At 39.5% G+C, this 21002-nt stretch carries 17 protein-coding genes and 1 pseudogene; 14 read left to right on the top strand and 4 right to left on the bottom strand.

Annotated elements, in window-relative coordinates; translation table 11 throughout:
• Nucleotides 1-7: 7 nt before the first annotated feature.
• The 8 genes from AC6I9F_RS08910 to AC6I9F_RS08875 all read left to right on the top strand — a co-directional run bounded on the left by AC6I9F_RS08910 (nucleotide 8) and on the right by AC6I9F_RS08875 (nucleotide 11016).
• Nucleotides 8-1297: a PTS sugar transporter subunit IIC gene (locus tag AC6I9F_RS08910; protein ID WP_498021757.1), complete on the top strand. Its 1290-nt coding sequence runs from the start codon at nucleotides 8-10 to the stop codon at nucleotides 1295-1297.
• A gap of 161 nt (nucleotides 1298-1458) precedes the next feature.
• Nucleotides 1459-3897: a glycyl radical protein gene (locus AC6I9F_RS08905; protein ID WP_000248298.1), complete on the top strand. Its 2439-nt coding sequence runs from the start codon at nucleotides 1459-1461 to the stop codon at nucleotides 3895-3897.
• A gap of 18 nt (nucleotides 3898-3915) precedes the next feature.
• Nucleotides 3916-4584, top strand: a complete 669-nt coding sequence (locus AC6I9F_RS08900) for a fructose-6-phosphate aldolase (protein ID WP_498021755.1) — start codon at nucleotides 3916-3918, stop codon at nucleotides 4582-4584.
• A gap of 17 nt (nucleotides 4585-4601) precedes the next feature.
• The gene (locus tag AC6I9F_RS08895) at nucleotides 4602-5690 is read left to right on the top strand and encodes a glycerol dehydrogenase (protein ID WP_498021753.1); all 1089 of its coding nucleotides are present in this window, start codon (nucleotides 4602-4604) and stop codon (nucleotides 5688-5690) included.
• A 350-nt stretch (nucleotides 5691-6040) separates the two neighbouring features.
• Complete coding sequence (gene leuS, locus AC6I9F_RS08890; RefSeq protein ID WP_498021751.1) at nucleotides 6041-8542, top strand: leucine--tRNA ligase; 2502 nt, start codon at nucleotides 6041-6043, stop codon at nucleotides 8540-8542.
• Nucleotides 8543-8607: 65 nt separating this feature from the next.
• Nucleotides 8608-9666, top strand: a complete 1059-nt coding sequence (locus tag AC6I9F_RS08885; protein ID WP_498021749.1) for a GTP pyrophosphokinase — start codon at nucleotides 8608-8610, stop codon at nucleotides 9664-9666.
• 226 nt (nucleotides 9667-9892) lie between these two features.
• Nucleotides 9893-10588, top strand: coding sequence for a GNAT family N-acetyltransferase (locus AC6I9F_RS08880; RefSeq protein ID WP_498021747.1), 696 nt, complete (start codon nucleotides 9893-9895; stop codon nucleotides 10586-10588).
• Nucleotides 10589-10599: 11 nt separating this feature from the next.
• A complete protein-coding gene (locus AC6I9F_RS08875) occupies nucleotides 10600-11016 on the top strand; it encodes a GNAT family N-acetyltransferase (RefSeq protein WP_498021745.1) in 417 nt (138 codons plus the stop codon).
• Nucleotides 11017-11865: 849 nt separating this feature from the next.
• On the opposite strand, the gene AC6I9F_RS08870 is transcribed toward AC6I9F_RS08875, so the two are convergent.
• From AC6I9F_RS08870 to AC6I9F_RS08860, 3 genes and pseudogenes are all read right to left on the bottom strand, one after another.
• Complete coding sequence (locus AC6I9F_RS08870; protein ID WP_112444613.1) at nucleotides 11866-11958, bottom strand: type I toxin-antitoxin system Fst family toxin; 93 nt, start codon at nucleotides 11956-11958, stop codon at nucleotides 11866-11868.
• 321 nt (nucleotides 11959-12279) lie between these two features.
• The gene (locus tag AC6I9F_RS08865) at nucleotides 12280-12372 is read right to left on the bottom strand and encodes a type I toxin-antitoxin system Fst family toxin (protein WP_000970294.1); all 93 of its coding nucleotides are present in this window, start codon (nucleotides 12370-12372) and stop codon (nucleotides 12280-12282) included.
• 320 nt (nucleotides 12373-12692) lie between these two features.
• A pseudogene (locus tag AC6I9F_RS08860) lies at nucleotides 12693-12752 on the bottom strand (type I toxin-antitoxin system Fst family toxin); the annotation flags it as partial.
• Nucleotides 12753-12917: 165 nt separating this feature from the next.
• Between AC6I9F_RS08860 and ruvB the strand changes: the two are divergent.
• Both ruvB and AC6I9F_RS08850 read left to right on the top strand, forming a co-directional pair.
• Nucleotides 12918-13916, top strand: a complete 999-nt coding sequence (gene ruvB / locus AC6I9F_RS08855) for a Holliday junction branch migration DNA helicase RuvB (protein WP_023939112.1) — start codon at nucleotides 12918-12920, stop codon at nucleotides 13914-13916.
• On the top strand, nucleotides 13897-14469 hold the full coding sequence (locus AC6I9F_RS08850; protein WP_301351473.1) for a nucleotidyltransferase family protein: 573 nt from the start codon (nucleotides 13897-13899) through the stop codon (nucleotides 14467-14469). The genes ruvB and AC6I9F_RS08850 overlap by 20 nt, the downstream gene beginning before the upstream one ends.
• Nucleotides 14470-14856: 387 nt before the next feature.
• Here the strand turns inward: AC6I9F_RS08850 and AC6I9F_RS08845 are convergent, their stop codons facing one another.
• On the bottom strand, nucleotides 14857-16023 hold the full coding sequence (locus AC6I9F_RS08845) for an IS30 family transposase (protein WP_000160552.1): 1167 nt from the start codon (nucleotides 16021-16023) through the stop codon (nucleotides 14857-14859).
• Between the two features lie 220 nt (nucleotides 16024-16243).
• On the opposite strand from AC6I9F_RS08845, the gene uppS reads away from it, so the two are divergent.
• From uppS to AC6I9F_RS08825, 4 genes are read left to right on the top strand one after another with little or no spacing between them, the layout of a single operon-like run.
• Nucleotides 16244-17002, top strand: a complete 759-nt coding sequence (gene uppS, locus AC6I9F_RS08840; protein ID WP_000466719.1) for an undecaprenyl pyrophosphate synthase — start codon at nucleotides 16244-16246, stop codon at nucleotides 17000-17002.
• Between the two features lie 8 nt (nucleotides 17003-17010).
• Nucleotides 17011-17814, top strand: a complete 804-nt coding sequence (locus AC6I9F_RS08835; RefSeq protein ID WP_112444621.1) for a phosphatidate cytidylyltransferase — start codon at nucleotides 17011-17013, stop codon at nucleotides 17812-17814.
• Between the two features lie 21 nt (nucleotides 17815-17835).
• Entirely contained in the window at nucleotides 17836-19095 is a 1260-nt protein-coding gene (gene rseP / locus AC6I9F_RS08830) for an RIP metalloprotease RseP (RefSeq protein ID WP_498021732.1), read from the top strand.
• 12 nt (nucleotides 19096-19107) lie between these two features.
• Nucleotides 19108-20961 carry a proline--tRNA ligase gene (locus tag AC6I9F_RS08825; protein ID WP_112444625.1) on the top strand — a complete coding sequence of 618 codons (1854 nt, stop codon included), beginning with the start codon at nucleotides 19108-19110 and terminating at the stop codon, nucleotides 20959-20961.
• The last annotated feature ends 41 nt before the right edge of the window (nucleotides 20962-21002 follow it).

The following is a 21002-nucleotide window of genomic DNA, read 5'->3' as shown; positions in this document are numbered from 1 at the left end:
ATTTATTATGGCAAAGATGGATGTTCAAAAAATCATTGCACCTATGATGAAGTTTGTGAATATGCTTGGTATTATAGCTCTAAAAGATGGTATGTTAGCAATTTTGCCATTAACAGTAGTTGGGAGTTTGTTCCTAATTATGGGGCAATTACCCTTTGAAGGATTGAATCAAAGTATTGCTAGTGTATTTGGAGCAGATTGGACAGAGCCTTTTATGCAAGTCTATTCAGGAACTTTTGCGATTATGGGTCTAATTTCTTGTTTTTCAATTGGCTATTCTTATGCTAAGAATAGCGGAGTAGAGGCATTGCCAGCTGGGGTTCTTTCTGTATCTGCATTCTTTATTTTGCTAAGATCGTCTTATATCCCTAAACAAGGTGAGGCGATTGGAGACGCTATTAGTAAAGTTTGGTTTGGAGGCCAAGGAATTATCGGTGCTATCATTATAGGTTTGGTAGTAGGAAGTATTTATACCTTCTTTATAAAGAGAAAAATTGTTATTAAGATGCCAGAACAAGTTCCACAAGCTATTGCGAAACAGTTTGAAGCAATGATTCCAGCATTTGTAATTTTCTTATTTTCTATGATTGTATATATTTTAGCGAAGTCACTGACTAATGGCGGAACATTCATAGAAATGATTTATTCTGCTATTCAAGTTCCGTTGCAAGGTTTAACTGGATCTTTGTATGGTGCTATTGGAATTGCATTCTTTATATCATTTTTGTGGTGGTTTGGTGTCCATGGACAATCGGTAGTAAATGGAGTAGTGACAGCTCTGCTTTTATCTAATCTTGATGCTAATAAAGCTATGTTAGCCTCTGGTAATCTATCATTAGAAAATGGTGCACATATTGTTACTCAACAATTTTTAGATTCATTTTTAATTCTATCAGGTTCAGGGATTACGTTTGGTCTTGTAGTTGCCATGCTTTTTGCAGCAAAATCAAAACAATACCAAGCCTTAGGGAAAGTAGCAGCTTTTCCAGCAATATTTAACGTAAATGAGCCAGTTGTATTTGGATTTCCGATTGTCATGAATCCAGTTATGTTTGTACCTTTCATTCTTGTTCCTGTACTTGCAGCTGTTATAGTATATGGAGCTATTGCAACAGGTTTCATGCAGCCATTTTCAGGAGTTACATTACCTTGGAGCACCCCAGCTATTATATCAGGATTTATGGTTGGTGGATGGCAAGGAGTTATTACTCAGCTGGTGATATTAGCGATGTCTACATTAGTTTATTTCCCATTCTTTAAAGTACAGGATCGTTTAGCTTATCAGAATGAAGCATGATAATTCTAAAAAAACATTTGTGTATTATCATTAAACATACACATTTGTGCTAAAAATTAGAGAGTTAAAGTTTTTCTAGTTAAAAGCTTGAAATTTTCTAAAAAACCAGGTATTATATTTTCGAAAGAAACAAAAATATTTTCGAAAGAAAGGTGCTTACGATGGTAAATACAGAAGTAGCAAGAACAACAATCAAGACAGAATATTTTGGCAGCCTTACTGAAAGGATGAACAAATATCGAGAAGATGTTTTAAATAAAAAACCTTATATTGATGCTGAAAGAGCAGTTTTAGCAACACGCGCTTATGATCGATATAAGGAACAACCTAATGTCCTAAAACGCGCCTATATGCTCAAAGAAATTTTGGAAAATATGACTATCTATATCGAAGAAGAATCTATGATTGCGGGAAATCAAGCTTCTTCCAATAAAGATGCTCCTATTTTTCCAGAATATACGCTAGAATTTGTTCTCAATGAGTTGGATCTTTTTGAAAAGCGTGATGGAGATGTTTTCTATATTACAGAAGAAACAAAAGAACAACTTAGAAGTATTGCTCCGTTTTGGGAAAATAATAATTTACGTGCTAGAGCTGGTGCCTTGTTACCTGAAGAAGTGTCTGTTTATATGGAAACAGGATTCTTCGGTATGGAAGGTAAGATGAATTCTGGAGATGCTCACTTAGCAGTTAACTATCAGAAACTGTTGCAATTTGGTTTAAGAGGTTTTGAAGAGCGGGCTCGTAAAGCGAAAGCAGCGCTAGATTTAACAGATCCAGCAAGTATTGATAAATATCATTTTTACGACTCTATATTTATCGTAATCGATGCTATTAAAGTATATGCAAATCGCTTTGTTGATCTTGCTAAAAGTTTAGCCGAAAATGCAAATCCTAAACGTAAGAAAGAATTACTTGAGATTGCAGATATTTGCTCTCGAGTCCCATATGAACCGGCAACTACTTTTGCAGAAGCTATTCAATCAGTCTGGTTTATTCAATGTATTTTACAAATTGAATCTAATGGCCACTCTCTTTCATATGGCCGTTTTGATCAATATATGTATCCATATATGAAGGCTGATTTAGAAAGTGGTAAAGAAACAGAAGATAGCATTGTTGAACGTCTAACAAATCTTTGGATTAAGACAATTACAATTAATAAGGTTCGCAGTCAAGCACATACATTTTCTTCAGCAGGAAGTCCTTTATATCAAAATGTTACAATTGGTGGACAGACTCGAGATAAGAAGGATGCTGTTAACCCATTATCTTATTTGGTATTAAAATCAGTTGCACAAACCCATCTACCGCAACCTAATCTAACTGTACGTTACCATGCAGGTTTAGATGCTCGTTTCATGAATGAGTGTATTGAAGTGATGAAACTTGGTTTTGGTATGCCTGCATTTAATAATGATGAGATTATTATTCCTTCTTTTATTGCAAAAGGAGTATTGGAAGATGATGCTTATGATTACAGTGCCATTGGATGTGTTGAAACGGCAGTTCCAGGGAAATGGGGATATCGTTGCACAGGTATGAGTTACATGAACTTCCCTAAAGTTCTACTTATCACGATGAATGATGGAATTGATCCAGCTTCGGGGAAACGGTTTGCACCAAGCTTTGGTCATTTTAAGGATATGAAGAACTTTTCTGAATTAGAAAATGCTTGGGATAAAACACTAAGATATTTGACACGAATGAGTGTTATTGTTGAAAATTCTATTGATTTATCATTGGAACGAGAAGTTCCTGATATTCTATGTTCAGCATTGACTGATGATTGTATTGGTCGTGGAAAACACCTTAAAGAAGGTGGAGCAGTATATGATTATATATCAGGTTTGCAAGTTGGAATTGCAAATTTGTCGGATTCATTAGCTGCAATTAAAAAATTGGTATTTGAGGAAGAACGTATAAGCCCAAGTCAGCTTTGGCATGCACTGGAAACAGATTATGCCGGAGAAGAAGGTAAGGTCATTCAAGAAATGTTGATTCATGATGCACCTAAGTACGGTAATGATGATGATTATGCTGACAAATTGGTTACTGCTGCTTATGACATTTATGTTGATGAAATTGCTAAATATCCTAATACACGTTATGGAAGAGGTCCTATTGGAGGAATTCGTTATTCAGGAACATCTTCTATCTCAGCCAACGTAGGGCAGGGACGTGGAACATTAGCAACTCCAGATGGACGCAACGCGGGTACACCGTTAGCAGAGGGTTGTTCACCATCACATAATATGGATCAACACGGCCCTACATCTGTTTTAAAATCTGTTTCAAAATTACCAACAGATGAAATCGTAGGTGGGGTTCTCTTAAATCAGAAAGTAAATCCTCAAACGTTAGCCAAAGAAGAAGATAAATTAAAACTAATTGCTTTGTTACGAACATTCTTTAATCGTTTACATGGGTACCATATTCAATACAATGTTGTTTCCAGAGAGACGTTGATTGACGCTCAGAAACATCCTGAAAAACACAGAGATTTAATTGTTCGTGTTGCAGGATACTCTGCATTCTTCAATGTTCTTTCTAAGGCAACCCAAGATGATATTATAGGACGTACTGAGCATACTTTGTAAAATAAAGAGGTTCTTTTTATGGAATTTATGCTTGACACATTAAATTTAGATGAGATTAAAAAGTGGTCTGAAATTTTACCACTAGCTGGGGTAACTTCAAATCCCACTATTGCAAAAAGAGAGGGTTCTATTAATTTTTTTGAACGAATCAAAGATGTAAGAGAATTGATAGGCTCTGCGCCCTCTATTCATGTTCAGGTGATTTCTCAAGATTTTGAAGGCATCTTAAAGGATGCTCATGAAATTCGGAGACAAGCAGGAGATGATACATTTATCAAAGTACCTGTTACTCCAGCTGGATTACGTGCAATAAAGGTGCTAAAAAAAGAGGGCTATCCTATCACTGCAACAGCTATTTATACAGTTATTCAGGGATTATTAGCTATTGAAGCAGGAGCCGATTACCTAGCTCCATATTATAATAGAATGGAAAATCTGAATATTGATTCAAACTCTGTCATTCGTCAATTAGCTCTTGCTATTGATAGACAGAACTCTCCTAGTAAGATTTTAGCTGCATCCTTTAAAAATGTAGCACAAGTAAATAATGCTTTAGCTGCAGGTGCGCATGCTGTTACAGCAGGAGCAGATGTTTTTGAATCAGCTTTCGCCATGCCATCTATCCAAAAGGCGGTTGATGATTTTTCTGACGATTGGTTTGTTATTCAAAATAGTCGTTCCATTTAGGTAGAAAGGAAACAAACATGAGAATTTTTGCTAGTCCTTCGAGATATATTCAAGGGGAGAATGCCTTGTTCGAAAATGCCAAATCAATATTGGATTTGGGAAATCGTCCGATTCTATTATGCGATCAGTTGGTTTATGATATTGTTGGAAAACGATTTGAAGATTACCTACATAGGTATGGTTTCCATATTGTTCTAGCCCAGTTTAATGGTGAAGCTTCTGACAATGAAATCAATCGAGTTGTTGCCTTGGCTGAGAAAGAAAATTGTGATAGTATTATCGGTCTTGGTGGAGGAAAGACGATTGATAGCGCAAAAGCTATTGCAGATTTGATTGAAAAGCCTGTTATTATTGCTCCAACAATTGCATCGACCGACGCACCTGTATCTGCTTTATCTGTTATTTATACAGATGAAGGTGCATTTGATCATTATCTATTTTATTCTAAAAATCCAGATTTAGTTTTGGTTGATACAAAAGTTATTTCACAAGCCCCTAAGCGTTTATTAGCGTCTGGTATTGCAGATGGTTTAGCAACTTGGGTTGAGGCGCGTGCGGTTATGCAGGCAAATGGAAAAACTATGTTAGGACAACAGCAAACGTTGGCTGGAGTTGCAATTGCGAAGAAATGTGAAGAAACGCTGTTTGCAGATGGTTTACAGGCTATGGCAGCTTGTGAAGCTAAAGTGGTGACACCAGCATTAGAAAATATTGTTGAAGCTAATACTTTATTGAGTGGCCTAGGTTTTGAAAGTGGAGGATTAGCTGCGGCGCATGCAATTCATAATGGTTTTACTGCATTGACAGGTGACATTCATCATTTAACACATGGTGAAAAAGTAGCTTATGGAACTTTGGTACAACTATTATTGGAAAATAGACCTAAAGAAGAACTTGATAAGTATATTGAGTTTTACAAAAAAATTGGTATGCCAACAACTCTAAAAGAAATTCATTTAGATCAAGTTGGATATGATGATTTAATAAAAGTTGGTAAACAAGCAACTATGGAGGGTGAGACAATCCATCAGATGCCGTTTAAGATTTCGCCTTCAGATGTTGCTCAAGCTATCATCGCTGTAGACGCTTATGTAAATTCAAAATAAACAATAAGGACTACTGTTTTCCAAATGGTAGTCTTTTATTGATCCTCGTATTGAATCCGACGTTCTTCATAAATCAAAAAGCGACATAGGTTGTCGGCTATTTATTATAAATACATTAATTAGCATTCCAGTCGTATCTTCGGTCTAAAATTAGTATTTTGTGTTATAAGAGATAAGCTTCTTGTTGTGCTCTTTGATTTCCCGCATAACAATAAGATAAAAAAGTGAGTGATAGAGCAATCCATAGTCATCAAAATTAATGAGATACAGTATACAGTTTTTTCTTTAAACACATTTCAAATTCCCTCAAAAATGGTATAATAGTAACATCACAAAATTGGAGAGAGACCATGAGTTTTTACAATCATAAAGAAATTGAGCCTAAGTGGCAGGGCTACTGGGCAGAACATCATACATTTAAGACTGGAACAGATGCATCAAAACCGAAGTTTTATGCTCTTGACATGTTTCCTTATCCGTCTGGAGCGGGTCTGCACGTAGGACATCCAGAAGGCTATACTGCAACCGATATCCTCAGTCGTTACAAACGTGCGCAAGGCTACAATGTCCTTCACCCAATGGGTTGGGATGCTTTTGGTTTGCCTGCAGAGCAATACGCTATGGATACAGGTAATGACCCAGCAGAATTTACGGCTGAGAACATTGCCAACTTCAAACGCCAAATCAATGCGCTTGGATTTTCTTATGACTGGGATCGTGAAGTCAATACAACAGATCCAAACTACTACAAGTGGACGCAATGGATTTTCACTAAGCTTTACGAAAAAGGTTTGGCCTATGAAGCGGAAGTGCCAGTAAACTGGGTTGAGGAATTGGGAACTGCCATCGCCAACGAAGAGGTTCTTCCTGACGGAACTTCTGAGCGTGGAGGCTATCCAGTTGTCCGCAAACCAATGCGCCAATGGATGCTCAAAATCACGGCCTACGCAGAGCGCTTGCTCAATGACTTAGATGAACTAGATTGGCCAGAGTCTATCAAGGACATGCAACGCAACTGGATTGGGAAATCAACTGGTGCTAATGTAACTTTTAAAGTTAAGGGAACAGACAAGGAATTCACAGTCTTTACCACTCGTCCGGACACCCTTTTCGGTGCGACTTTCACTGTTTTGGCTCCTGAACATGATTTGGTTGACGCTATCACAAGTCCAGAGCAAGCAGAGGCAGTAGCAGACTATAAACACCAAGCTAGCCTTAAGTCTGACTTGGCTCGTACAGACCTTGCCAAAGAAAAAACTGGTGTTTGGACTGGTGCTTATGCCATCAACCCTGTCAATGGTAAGGAAATTCCAATCTGGATTGCCGACTATGTTCTTGCTAGTTACGGAACAGGTGCCGTTATGGCTGTGCCTGCCCACGATCAACGTGACTGGGAATTTGCCAAACAATTTGACCTTCCAATCGTAGAAGTACTTGAAGGTGGAAATGTAGCAGAAGCTGCCTACACAGAAGATGGACTTCATGTCAATTCAGACTTCCTAGATGGATTCAACAAAGAAGACGCTATTGCCAAGATTGTAACTTGGTTGGAAGAAAAAGGCTATGGACAAGAGAAGGTTACCTACCGTCTCCGCGACTGGCTCTTTAGCCGTCAACGTTACTGGGGTGAACCAATTCCTATCATTCATTGGGAAGATGGAACTTCAACAGCTGTTCCTGAAAGTGAATTGCCACTTGTCTTGCCTGTAACCAAGGACATCCGCCCTTCAGGTACTGGTGAAAGTCCACTAGCTAACTTGACAGACTGGCTTGAAGTGACTCGTGAAGATGGTGTCAAAGGTCGTCGTGAAACAAATACTATGCCACAATGGGCAGGTTCAAGCTGGTACTACCTCCGCTATATTGATCCACACAATACTGAGAAATTGGCTGATGAGGACCTTCTCAAACAATGGTTGCCAGTAGATATCTACGTGGGTGGTGCAGAGCATGCTGTTCTTCACTTGCTTTACGCTCGTTTCTGGCACAAATTCCTCTATGACCTCGGTGTCGTTCCAACTAAGGAACCATTCCAAAAACTCTTTAACCAAGGAATGATTTTGGGAACAAGCTACCGTGACCACCGTGGGGCTCTTGTGGCAACTGATAAGGTTGAAAAACGTGACGGTTCTTTCTTCCATGTGGAAACAGGAGAAGAATTGGAGCAAGCACCAGCTAAGATGTCTAAATCGCTCAAGAACGTTGTCAACCCAGACGATGTGGTGGAACAATACGGTGCCGATACCCTTCGTGTTTATGAAATGTTCATGGGCCCACTTGATGCTTCAATCGCTTGGTCAGAAGAAGGTCTGGAAGGAAGTCGTAAATTCCTTGATCGTGTTTACCGTTTGATTACAAGTAAGGAAATTATTGCGGAAAACAATGGTGCTCTTGACAAGGTTTATAACGAAACCGTTAAATCTGTCACTGAGCAAATCGAATCCATGAAATTCAACACAGCCATTGCCCAACTTATGGTCTTTGTCAACGCTGCTAACAAGGAAGACAAGCTCTATGTGGACTATGCCAAAGGCTTTATCCAATTGATTGCCCCATTTGCACCTCACTTGGCAGAAGAACTCTGGCAAACAGTTGCAGCAACAGGTGAGTCAATCTCTTACGTGGCTTGGCCAACGTGGGACGAAAGCAAATTGGTTGAAGACGAAATCGAAATCGTCGTTCAAATCAAAGGAAAAGTCCGTGCTAAACTCATGGTCGCTAAAGACCTATCACGCGAAGAATTGCAAGAAATTGCTCTAGCGGATGAAAAAGTCAAAGCAGAAATTGACGGTAAGGAAATCGTGAAAGTGATTGCGGTACCTAACAAGCTGGTAAATATCGTTGTGAAATAATTATAGACTATGGTTGATTAAAAAAAGAAACAGTTTTTTTGTTCACTTTTTAGGAGGGATTAATGATGACTCAAAGTCATAAGAAGATTGTTGATGGATATTCTGATTCACAGGGGAGTTATGAAGATTGCTTAAATTATGTAGAGAATACTGTAAAGAATATTATTAAAAGTCAATCTATTAACGTTCATGAAATAATTGGGAGAGTAAAAACTGTAGAGTCTCTTAAAGGCAAAGTCAAAAGGAAAAATTATTCTAATTTAGCTGAGATTACCGATTTATGCGGTATTCGTATCATAACGTACTTTAGTGATGATGTTGATAAAATAGCTGAGTTAATCAGTCAAGAATTCGAGGTTGATGTAGAGAATACTATTGATAAACGTAAAAGTGAGGATCCAACAAAATTTGGTTATGTTTCACTTCATTATGTGGTGGGTTTAAAAGAAGAGAATACTTCACCTACTTTATATGATAGATTTAAGAATATAAAATTAGAGATACAAATTAGGACAGTTATGCAGCATGCCTGGGCTGAAATTGAACATGATTTGGGATATAAAAGTAAGGAAGATATACCTGATCAATATAGAAGACAATTCTCCAGATTGGCGGGACTAATTGAATTGGCCGATGATAATTTTTTACAGTTAAAAAATAATATTAATAACTATGAGCAGGAGATAAAGAAGAAATTATCTACTTCGAAAAAAGAATTACCGATAGATAGCAGCACGCTTATGACTTATGTAAAAGAAGATCAAAATTACATTGAACTATTGAATACGATTAAATCATCAGATATGGATATAGATTTTAATATTGATAGTTCTTTTCTATCTACTATGATTCAGAGGGCGAAAAAATTGGATTTGAGGACTATAGGAGATATAGCTGAATTATTTGAAAAATATAAGGATATCTTTCTAAAGGTATTGAGAATTGAGGAGGATATTGAACCTTGTATGAGTATATCGGCATTGACTCCATTATTGCATATCACTAATGTGTTAGAATCAGTCAATAATATTAATATTTCTGATGAAGAATTTATGAAAGTTTCTGATGATGAATTTTCAGATGTATTTGGTATATCGTACCCAATTGATGTTTATGAAGGTTAAAAAGTAATTTTTTAAATATGAAAAGAGGGGTTTCCTATTTGACTAAGTTGAATAATTCGTAGTGTTGCTCTTTCTAAAGTGAAGGTAACTAAACTCGTCAATATCGTTGTTAGATAAGAAATAAATCCTTCAGAGTAGAATCTGGGGGATTTTTTGAATCTTGTTATGAAAGTATGATATACTATGGGCAACTATAAAGTTTGAAAAGTGAAAAAAGGAGAAAGCTATGCCAGTAAATGAATATGGTCAGATGATTGGGGAGTCAATGGAAGCTTATACACCCGGTGCACTGCCTTCTATTGATTTCTTAGAAGGGCGTTATGCTAGGATAGAGGCTCTTTCAGTGGAAAAGCATGCGGAGGATTTATTAGCTGTTTATGGCCCTGATACGCCTCGGGAGATGTGGACCTACCTTTTTCAGGAGCCAGTAGCAGATATGGAGGAGTTGGTTAGCCTTTTAAATCAGATGTTAGCTCGTAAGGACCGTTTTTACTATGCAATCATAGATAAGGCAACTGGTAAGGCTTTGGGAACTTTTTCTCTCATGCGTATTGATCAGAATAATCGAGTAATAGAAGTGGGAGCTGTCACTTTTTCTCCAGAGCTCAGGGGGACACGGATAGGGACAGAAGCCCAGTATCTACTGGCTCGCTATGTCTTTGAAGAGCTTAACTATCGTCGCTATGAGTGGAAATGCGATGCTCTTAATCTGCCATCAAGACGAGCTGCGGAGCGTTTGGGATTTGTCTATGAAGGAACCTTCCGCCAGGCGGTGGTTTATAAGGGGCGTACGAGAGATACGGATTGGTTGTCTATGATTGATATGGACTGGCCTCAAGTCAAAGATCGTTTGGAAACATGGTTGCGTCCTGAAAATTTTGACCAAAATGGACAGCAGTACAAGAGCTTGAGGGAACTCTAAGAGGTGATGATATGATAACTATTAGAAAGCAAGAAATCGTCAAGCTCGAGGATGTTTTGTATCTCTATCAGGCTGTCGGTTGGACAAATTATACCCATCAACCTCAGATGCTGGAGCAGGCCTTATCTCATTCATTAGTGATTTATTTGGCGCTTGATGGAGATGCTGTGGTGGGCTTGATTCGTTTGGTTGGAGATGGATTCTCATCAGTTTTTGTACAGGATTTGATTGTTTTGCCTAGCTATCAGCGCCAAGGGATTGGTAGCTCCTTGATGAAAGAGGCTTTAGAAAATTTTAAAGAGGCCTATCAAGTCCAGCTGGTGACAGAAGAGACAGAAAAAAACGTGGGATTTTATCGTTCTATGGGCTTTGAAATCTTATCCACCTATGACTGTACAGGAATGATTTGGACGAATCGAGAAAAATAACAAAACTTGTTTTTTCTTAAGCAAAGTTTAAGGATGGTCTAGTATCATATAGTCATTAAATAAAGACCTCCTAACTTTATTTAATGAAATCCTAAAACTTTTTTTCATCATAATCTCCTAATGAAGTCACCCAATCAGGTGGCTTTTTTGTGGGGTGATGTGATGCTGATAGAAATTTTTAAAAAATGCTAGAATTTGAGAAAAGTTAAGCTAGTTTTAAGCTTTGTCTTGTATCATATAGTTATTAAATAAAGACCTCCTAACTTTATTTAATAAAATCCTAAACTTTTCTTTTTCATAATAATCTCCCTTAACTCCACCCAATCAGGTGGAGTTTTTTGGCTCTATTTCAGGATTTTGGGGACTATTCTAAAAATCATTTTTCGATATTTTTCGGTATTTTTCGGATTTTGGTCGGGGAATTGGCGGGGACTTTTTGAGATTTTGGCGGGGATTTTTTAGCGAATATGGCTAAGAAATAGGTCTGTTGTCGCTTCAGCTATTTCAAACTCAATTTGATTGTAAGCGACTGTTAATTGAAGGACTGAAACTGCTGTAATAATGATTTTGCTTGTCCAGTAGTGGCGTATTAAATGAGGAGTGACATGTAAGGTTGTCTATTCGTTTACTAAATCAAAATTTCTATGAAATTGATAGAATCCCTAATTTTCTCTTAAACTTGAAAGTCTTGTTGTAAAGCGGTTAAAGCTTGAGAAGCTGAGGATGTAAAGTTTTGACAAATTTTGTGAACTGTGGGATAATGGAGAGGAATTAAGGATTAGTTCTATATCATGGACTAGAAAAGACCCCAAGCTAACTTCCACATTAAGCTCGGGGTCTTTTTTGACACTATCTATCTTTGTTTAGCCGTTTATCGACTAATCGAAGGATGACACCGACCACAATCGGTCCGATGATAGTTTTAAGGATTAGTTCCATTATGGGCTATCTCACCTCCTTTCGTAGGCGGTGTAGAAGTGCCGTATAATATTATACCACATAAGTGCTAAACTCAGGAGTCACCCAATCAGGTGGAGTTTTTTGGCTCTATTTCAGGCTTTTGGGGACTATTTTAAACATCATTTTCCGATAACTTTCGCTTAACCTTGAACGTTTTGTCGTACAGTGGTTAAAGAGGATGTAAAGTTTTGACAAATTTTGTGAACTGTGGGATAATGGAGAGGAATTAAGGATTAGTTCTATATCATGGACTAGAAAAGACCCCAAGCTCACGACCAAATAAGCTTGGGGTCTTTTTTGACACTATCTATCTTTGTTTAGCCATTTATCGACTAAGCGAAGGATGACACCGACCACAATCGGTCCGATGATAGTTTTAAGGATTAGTTCCATCATGGGCTATCTCACCTCCTTTCGTAGGCGGTGTAGCAGTGCCGTATAATATTATACCACATAAATGTTAAACTCGGGAGGCACCCAATCAGGTGGAGTTTTTTGGCTCTATTTCAGGCTTTTCGGGAGTTTTCTAAACATCATTTTCCGATAACTTTCGCTTAATCTTGAACGTCTTGTCGTACAGCGGTTAAAGAGGATGTAAAGTTTTGACAAATTTTGTGAACTATGGGATAATAAAAGAGAATTAAGTATTGTGTCTATATCATAGGCTAGAAAAGACCGCAAGCTCACGACCAAATAAGCTTGGGGTCTTTTTGACACTATTTGTTCTTGTTTAGCCATTTATCGACTAATCGAAGAGCGACACCGACCGCGATTGGTCAGATGATAGTTTTAAGGATTAGTTCCATCATGGGCTATCTCACCTCCTTTCGTAGGAGCTGTAGAAGTGCCGTAGAATATTACACCACATAAGTGTTAAACTCGGGAGTCACCAATCCAGTGGCTTTTTTGTTTGTGACTTGGATTTTTGATATAATAGAGTCATGAGTAGAATTTTAGATAATGAGATAATGGGGGATGAGGAGTTAGTCGAACGCACACTCCGTCCTCAGTACTTACGTGAATATATTGGGCAGGACAAGGTCAAGGACCAGCTCCAAATCTTTATCGAAGCTGCCAAAATGCGGGATGAAGCACTGGATCATGTGCTCTTATTTGGCCCTCCAGGCTTGGGAAAAACGACCATGGCTTTTGTAATTGCCAATGAACTGGGAGTAAATCTCAAGCAGACTTCGGGTCCAGTCATTGAAAAAGCTGGGGATTTGGTAGCGATTTTGAATGACTTAGAGCCTGGGGATGTTCTCTTTATTGATGAGATTCATCGTTTGCCCATGTCAGTGGAAGAGGTGCTTTATAGTGCTATGGAGGATTTCTACATTGACATCATGATTGGGGCTGGTGAAGGCAGTCGCAGTGTTCATTTGGAGTTGCCACCTTTTACCTTGATTGGTGCGACGACTCGGGCAGGTATGCTCTCAAATCCGCTACGGGCACGTTTTGGAATTACAGGTCACATGGAGTATTATGCCCATGCTGACTTGACGGAAATTGTCGAGCGGACGGCAGATATTTTTGAGATGGAAATCACTCATGAGGCAGCATCTGAGTTGGCCCTACGTAGTCGTGGGACCCCTCGTATTGCCAATCGTCTCCTCAAGCGCGTGCGCGATTTTGCCCAGATAATGGGGAATGGGGTGATCGATGATCTTATTACGGATAAGGCTTTGACTATGCTGGATGTTGACCATGAAGGTTTGGACTATGTGGATCAAAAAATCCTTCGCACCATGATTGAGATGTACGGTGGTGGTCCTGTTGGTCTAGGAACTCTTTCTGTTAATATTGCCGAGGAGCGCGAGACTGTCGAAGACATGTATGAGCCTTACTTGATTCAAAAAGGTTTTATCATGCGGACACGTTCTGGACGGGTGGCGACTGCTAAGGCATATGATCATTTGGGGTATGAGTACAATGAAAAATAAGCAAGAAATTCTAGAGGCTTTTAGAAAAAATTCAGATATGATGGCTATTCTGACTATCATCCGAAATCTGGAGTTGACAGATTCCTGGCTGGCAGCAGGTTCTGTCAGAAATTTTATCTGGAATCTCTTGTCAGACAAATCCCCTTTTGACTGTGAAACAGATGTAGATGTCATTTTCTTTGATCCAGATATTTCTTATGAGGAAACCTTGTCCCTAGAGAAAAAACTGCGAGAGGATTTTCCTCAGTACCAGTGGGAATTGAAAAATCAAGTCTATATGCACCAGCACAGCCCTCATACTGCTCCCTATAGCCACTCTTGTGATGCAATGAGTAAGTATCCAGAACGGTGTACGGCAGTTGGACTGCGCTTGAATGAAGAATCGGATTTTGAGCTCTATGTACCTTACGGTTTGGAGGATATTTTGAATTTTCAAGTTCGTCCAACTCCTCATTTTTTAGAGAATCAAGACCGAATGGAACTTTATCAAACACGTCTATCCAAGAAAAATTGGCAGGAGAAATGGAAAAATTTGATTTTTAAAAATACTTAAGGAAACTTTAAGCTAGGGAGTGTATACTAAGTCCATAAGTTAAGAAGACCTTAACTTAAACTCCTAAAACTTTTTCATAATAATCTCCCTATAAAAAATAAGTCGCCCAATCAGGCGACTTATTTTTTTGAAAAAGGTAAATTCCCAAACTAAGTTCCACCGCTAGTAGAAGTGGAAGTTAATCTGATAAAAATTGTAAAAACCAGTGGAAATCCATGTCAGGGTAAGTTCCACTGGTTTTACTAATGCTTGATTTTATTGCTTTTGTAGCCAAAATGAATCGAAAAAAAGAGCGCACAAAATCCTCTTATCTGAAAGCGTTTCAGATTAAGTTCCGCTATGGTGGAAGTTAGTGTGAGACGTTTGAATAGGGTTTTAGGTTAGTTTTTAGAACTTATGTTGGAGTAATTTAGAAGACTGACAGACGTCTTCTGCAGGTATTTTAGAAATACCGAGAAGCTTAGGAATTTCTTCTCCATAAGTAAAGGCAAAGAGTTCATAAGCTGACTTTCCATTCAAAGCAGCACGTTTGACGCTGTTGACATGAGAGCAGACGAGATTGATGTCCTCTTGAGTTAAATTGTCAAAAGAAGTTCCTTTAGGTAGAATGTCGCGAATCAGCGTGTGATTTTTCTCAATTCTCCCTTTCTGGTCAGAGCGATTAGGGTCACAAAAGAAGAGTTTACTCTCTCCTCGCACATCCATTTCGATGTCATCAACCCTGGCAAACTCTCCACCATTATCGGTAAGAATGACAGGGAAGAGTTGGAAGAAATCTTTGTCCGCTTGGTGAAGAGTGTTCTTGATGTCATAGAGATGTTTGGTAACCTCAAGGGCAGTTTTATTATCCAGAAGTCTAGCGAAGATAAAGTTACAGAAAGATAGATTGAAGGTGAGTAGGACTTTACCTCCCATTCTCCCCATAACTGTGTCCATTTCCAGCCAAGAGTCTAGTTGATTCAGTGCTAAATAGTTTTGGAAATCCTCATAGGAACGGCCTTTTTTAGCTTCTTTAGGGATGGAAGGTAGCTTACTTTTTCGTCTTTCTTTGAATTTAACGGCTCTGGCAAGATCAATCGGAGCGATAGATAGGTACCCTTTTCGGATGTGTCGATAGACAGTTGAGGAGCTGACATCAAGGTTATGAGTTTTGAGAATATGATAGATGTGTTGTCCTTTTTTAACCCCATCAGAAATGACTTTGTCCATGTCCCAGAAGGTCTTGGAATTGAGGGGAGTTCCTTCACGAGCTTCGCCAAGAGTTTGTTCGTATTGTTTTTGAGCTTGCTTAGCGAGGTAGAAGATCTTCTTATAGCCACAATTCTGTCTTCTTTTAGGGCAGCCGTTACAGACAAAGGGAGCTTTGTCGAGTAGAGGGCAAGGAAGGTTATGGCATGTAGACTCTCGGACTTGTCTGTTTCGTTTGACTTCTTTAGAAACAGTAGTCGGGTCTTTTAGAATGGATTGTCCAATAGCTTTGAAGGTTTCACTGCGCTCTAAACCTAATTGGATATCATTACGGTCTGAAAGGGTAAGGTGTTTATGTTTTGTCATAGTAGACCTCGTTTCTAACTCAAACGTCTCACACTTAATTCCACCATAAAAATCCGTTTTAGACTAATTTCCACTTTGGTCAGGCAAGTGGAAGTTACTTTGAGAAGTTACATTTTTTTGAAAAATGGTCTTGGTGCCTGAGAATAAATAGCTTAGTGATAGAAGAAAATAGGGAAATATGGTATAATGAAACGATAGATTTTTGAATAGGAATAAGATCATGTTTGGATTTTTTAAGAAAGATAAGGCTGTGGAAGTAGAGGTTCCGACACAGGTTCCTGCTCATATCGGCATCATCATGGATGGAAATGGCCGTTGGGCTAAAAAACGTATGCAACCGCGAGTTTTTGGACATAAGGCGGGCATGGAAGCATTGCAAACCGTGACCAAGGCAGCTAACAAACTAGGCGTTAAGGTTATTACGGTCTATGCTTTTTCTACAGAAAACTGGACCCGTCCAGATCAGGAAGTCAAGTTTATCATGAACTTGCCAGTAGAGTTTTATGATAATTATGTCCCGGAACTGCATGCGAATAATGTTAAGATTCAAATGATCGGAGAAACAGACCGCCTGCCTAAGCAAACCTTTGAAGCTTTAACCAAGGCTGAGGAATTGACTAAGAACAACACAGGATTGATTCTTAATTTTGCTCTTAACTATGGTGGACGTGCTGAGATTACACAGGCGCTTAAGTTGATTTCCCAGGATGTTTTAGATGCCAAAATCAATCCAGGTGACATCACAGAGGAATTGATTGGTAACTATCTCTTTACCCAGCATTTGCCTAAGGACTTACGAGACCCAGACTTGATTATCCGTACTAGTGGAGAATTGCGTTTGAGCAATTTCCTTCCATGGCAGGGAGCCTATAGTGAGCTTTATTTTACGGACACCTTATGGCCTGATTTTGACGAAGCGGCCTTGCAGGAAGCTATTCTTGCCTATAATCGTCGTCATCGCCGATTTGGAGGAGTTTAGGAGGAAATATGACCCAGGATTTACAGAAAAGAACCTTGTTTGCAGGGATTGCCCTGGCTATTTTCCTACCAATTTTAATGATTGGGGGCCTCTTGCTTCAGATAGCAATCGGAATCATAGCCATGCTAGCCATGCATGAACTTTTGAAGATGAGAGGTCTAGAGACCATGACGATGGAGGGCCTCTTGACCCTCTTTGCAACCTTTGCATTGACCATTCCCTTGGAGAATTACCTGACTTTTTTGCCAGTTGATGGGAATGTGGTTGCCTATAGTGTTTTGATTTCAATCATGTTAGGAACGACCGTTTTTAGCAAGTCTTATACGATTGAGGATGCGGTTTTCCCTCTTGCTATGAGTTTCTATGTGGGCTTTGGTTTTAATGCTCTATTAGATGCTAGAATTGCAGGTTTAGATAAGGCACTATTAGCCTTGTGTATTGTTTGGGCAACAGACAGTGGTGCCTATCTTGTTGGGATGAACTATGGGAAACGAAAATTAGCACCAAGGGTATCGCCTAATAAAACTCTTGAAGGTGCCTTGGGTGGTATTTTAGGTGCTATTTTAGTAACCATCATCTTTATGATAGTTGACAGTACAGTCGCTCTGCCGTATGGAATTTACAAGATGTCAGTCTTTGCTATTTTCTTTAGTGCGGCTGGACAATTTGGTGATTTACTAGAAAGTTCGATCAAACGTCACTTTGGTGTCAAGGATTCTGGGAAATTTATCCCAGGACATGGTGGTGTTTTGGATCGTTTCGATAGTATGTTGCTTGTATTTCCAATCATGCACTTGTTTGGACTCTTTTAATCAAAAGACGGAGGAAACACTATGCTCGGAATTTTAACCTTTATTCTGATTTTTGGGATTATTGTGGTGGTGCACGAGTTCGGACACTTCTATTTTGCTAAGAAATCAGGAATTCTAGTGCGTGAATTTGCCATTGGCATGGGACCCAAGATCTTTGCTCATATTGGCAAGGATGGAACGGCCTATACTATTCGAATCTTGCCTCTGGGAGGCTATGTTCGTATGGCTGGTTGGGGCGATGATACGACTGAAATCAAGACAGGTACTCCTGTCAGTTTGACACTTACTGACGATGGTAAGGTTAAACGCATTAATCTTTCAGGTAAAAAGTTGGATCAAACAGCTCTCCCTATGCAGGTGACTCAGTTTGACTTTGAAGACAAGCTCTTTATCAAGGGCTTGGTTCTGGAAGAAGAAAAAACATTTGCAGTGGATCACGATGCGACGGTTGTGGAAGCAGATGGAACTGAGGTTCGGATTGCACCCTTAGATGTTCAATACCAAAATGCGACTATCTGGGGGAAACTGATTACCAACTTTGCAGGCCCTATGAATAACTTTATCTTAGGGGTCGTTGTTTTTTGGATTTTAATCTTTATGCAGGGTGGTGTCAGAGATGTTGACACTAATCAGTTTCATGTCATGCCTCAAGGGGCCTTGGCTAAGGTAGGAGTACCAGAAACGGCACAAATTACCAAGATTGGCTCACATGAGATTAGCAACTGGGAAAGTTTGATTCAGGCTGTGGAATCAGAAACCAAAGATAAGACAGCCCCGACCTTGGATGTGACTATTTCTGAAAAGGGTAGTGACAAACAAGTCACTGTTACTCCGGAAGAAAGTCAAGGCCGTTACCTTCTAGGTGTTCAACCGGGGATTAAGTCAGATTTTCTATCTATGTTTGTAGGTGGATTTACAACTGCTGCTGACTCGGCCCTACGAATTTTATCAGCACTGAAAAATCTGATTTTCCAACCGGATTTGAACAAGTTGGGTGGACCTGTTGCCATCTTTAAGGCAAGTAGTGATGCTGCTAAAAATGGAATTGAGAATGTCTTGTACTTCTTGGCAATGATTTCCATCAATATCGGGATTTTTAATCTTATTCCGATTCCAGCCCTGGATGGTGGTAAGATTGTGCTCAATATCCTAGAAGCTATCCGCCGCAAACCATTGAAACAAGAAATTGAAACCTATGTCACCTTGGCCGGAGTGGTCATCATGGTTGTCTTGATGATTGCTGTGACCTGGAATGACATCATGCGACTCTTTTTTAGATAATCGAGGAATATTATGAAACAAAGTAAAATGCCTATCCCAACGCTTCGCGAAATGCCAAGCGATGCTCAAGTTATTAGCCATGCTCTTATGTTGCGAGCTGGTTATGTTCGCCAAGTCTCAGCAGGTGTTTATTCTTACTTACCACTTGCCAACCGTGTGATTGAAAAAGCCAAAAATATCATGCGCCAAGAATTTGATAAGATTGGTGCCGTTGAGATGTTGGCTCCTGCCCTTCTTAGTGCAGAATTGTGGCGCGAATCAGGTCGTTACGAAACTTATGGTGAGGACCTTTACAAACTAAAAAACCGTGAGAAATCCGACTTTATCCTAGGTCCAACACACGAAGAAACCTTTACAGCTATTGTTCGTGATTCTGTTAAATCTTACAAGCAATTGCCACTTAACCTTTATCAAATTCAGCCCAAGTATCGTGATGAAAAACGCCCACGTAATGGACTTCTTCGTACACGTGAATTTATCATGAAAGATGCTTATAGCTTCCACGCTAACTATGATAGTTTGGATAGTGTTTACGATGAGTACAAGGCTGCTTATGAGCGTATTTTCACTCGTAGTGGCTTAGACTTCAAGGCTATCATTGGTGACGGTGGAGCCATGGGTGGTAAGGACAGCCAAGAATTTATGGCCATTACACCTGCTCGTACAGACCTTGACCGCTGGGTTGTCTTGGACAAGTCAGTTGCCTCATTTGACGAAATTCCTGCAGAAGTGCAAGAAGAAATCAAGGCAGAATTGCTTAAGTGGATGGTTTCTGGTGAAGATACCATTGCTTACTCAAGTGAGTCTAGCTATGCTGCTAACTTGGAAATGGCAACAAACGAGTACAAACCAAGCAACCGTGTTGTCGCTGAAGAAGAAGTGACTCGTATTGCAACACCAGATGTTAAATCAATCGATGAGGTTGCAACCTTCCTTAACGTTCCAGAAGAACAAACGATCAAAACCCTCTTCTACATGGCAGATGGAGAGCTTGTTGCGGCCCTTCTAGTTGGAAATGACCAACTCAACGAAGTCAAGTTGAAAAACCACTTGGGAGCAGATTTCTTCGACGTTGCTAGCGAAGAAGAAGTGGCGAATCTTGTTCAAGCAGGATTTGGTTCACTTGGCCCAGTTGGTTTGCCAGAGAATATTAAAATTATTGCAGATCGTAAGGTGCAAGATGTTCGCAATGCAGTTGTCGGTGCTAACGAAGATGGCTACCACTTGACTGGTGTGAACCCAGGCCGTGATTTTACTGCAGAATATGTGGATATCCGTGAAGTTCGTGAGGGTGAAATTTCCCCAGACGGGCAAGGTGTCCTTAACTTTGCGCGTGGTATCGAAATTGGTCACATCTTTAAACTCGGCACTCGCTATTCAGCAAGCATGGGAGCAGATGTTTTGGATGAAAATGGCCGTGCTGTGCCAATCATCATGGGATGTTACGGTATCGGTGTCAGTCGTCTCCTTTCAGCAGTGATGGAGCAACACGCTCGCCTCTTTGTTAACAAAACGCCAAAAGGTGAATACCGTTACGCTTGGGGAATCAACTTCCCTAAAGAGTTGGCACCATTTGATGTGCACTTGATTACTGTTAATGTCAAGGATGAAGAAGCGCAAGCCTTGACAGAAAAGCTTGAAGCAAGCTTGATGGGAGCTGGTTACGAAGTCTTGACAGATGACCGTAACGAACGTGTCGGTGTTAAATTTAGCGATAGCGACTTGATTGGATTGCCAATCCGTATCACTGTTGGGAAGAAAGCAGCCGATGGCATCGTAGAAGTGAAGATTAAAGCGACTGGTGACACCATCGAAGTTCATGCAGATAACTTACTTGAAACGCTTGAAATTCTCAGCAAGAAATAAAAACTATAATCAGAAGAAAAACAAGGAAAAAATGTAACTAG

This window comes from Streptococcus nakanonensis (genome assembly GCF_059738785.1).
The sequence above is the reverse complement of the archived record's forward strand: the minus strand, read 5'-3'. Positions and strand labels throughout refer to the sequence as shown.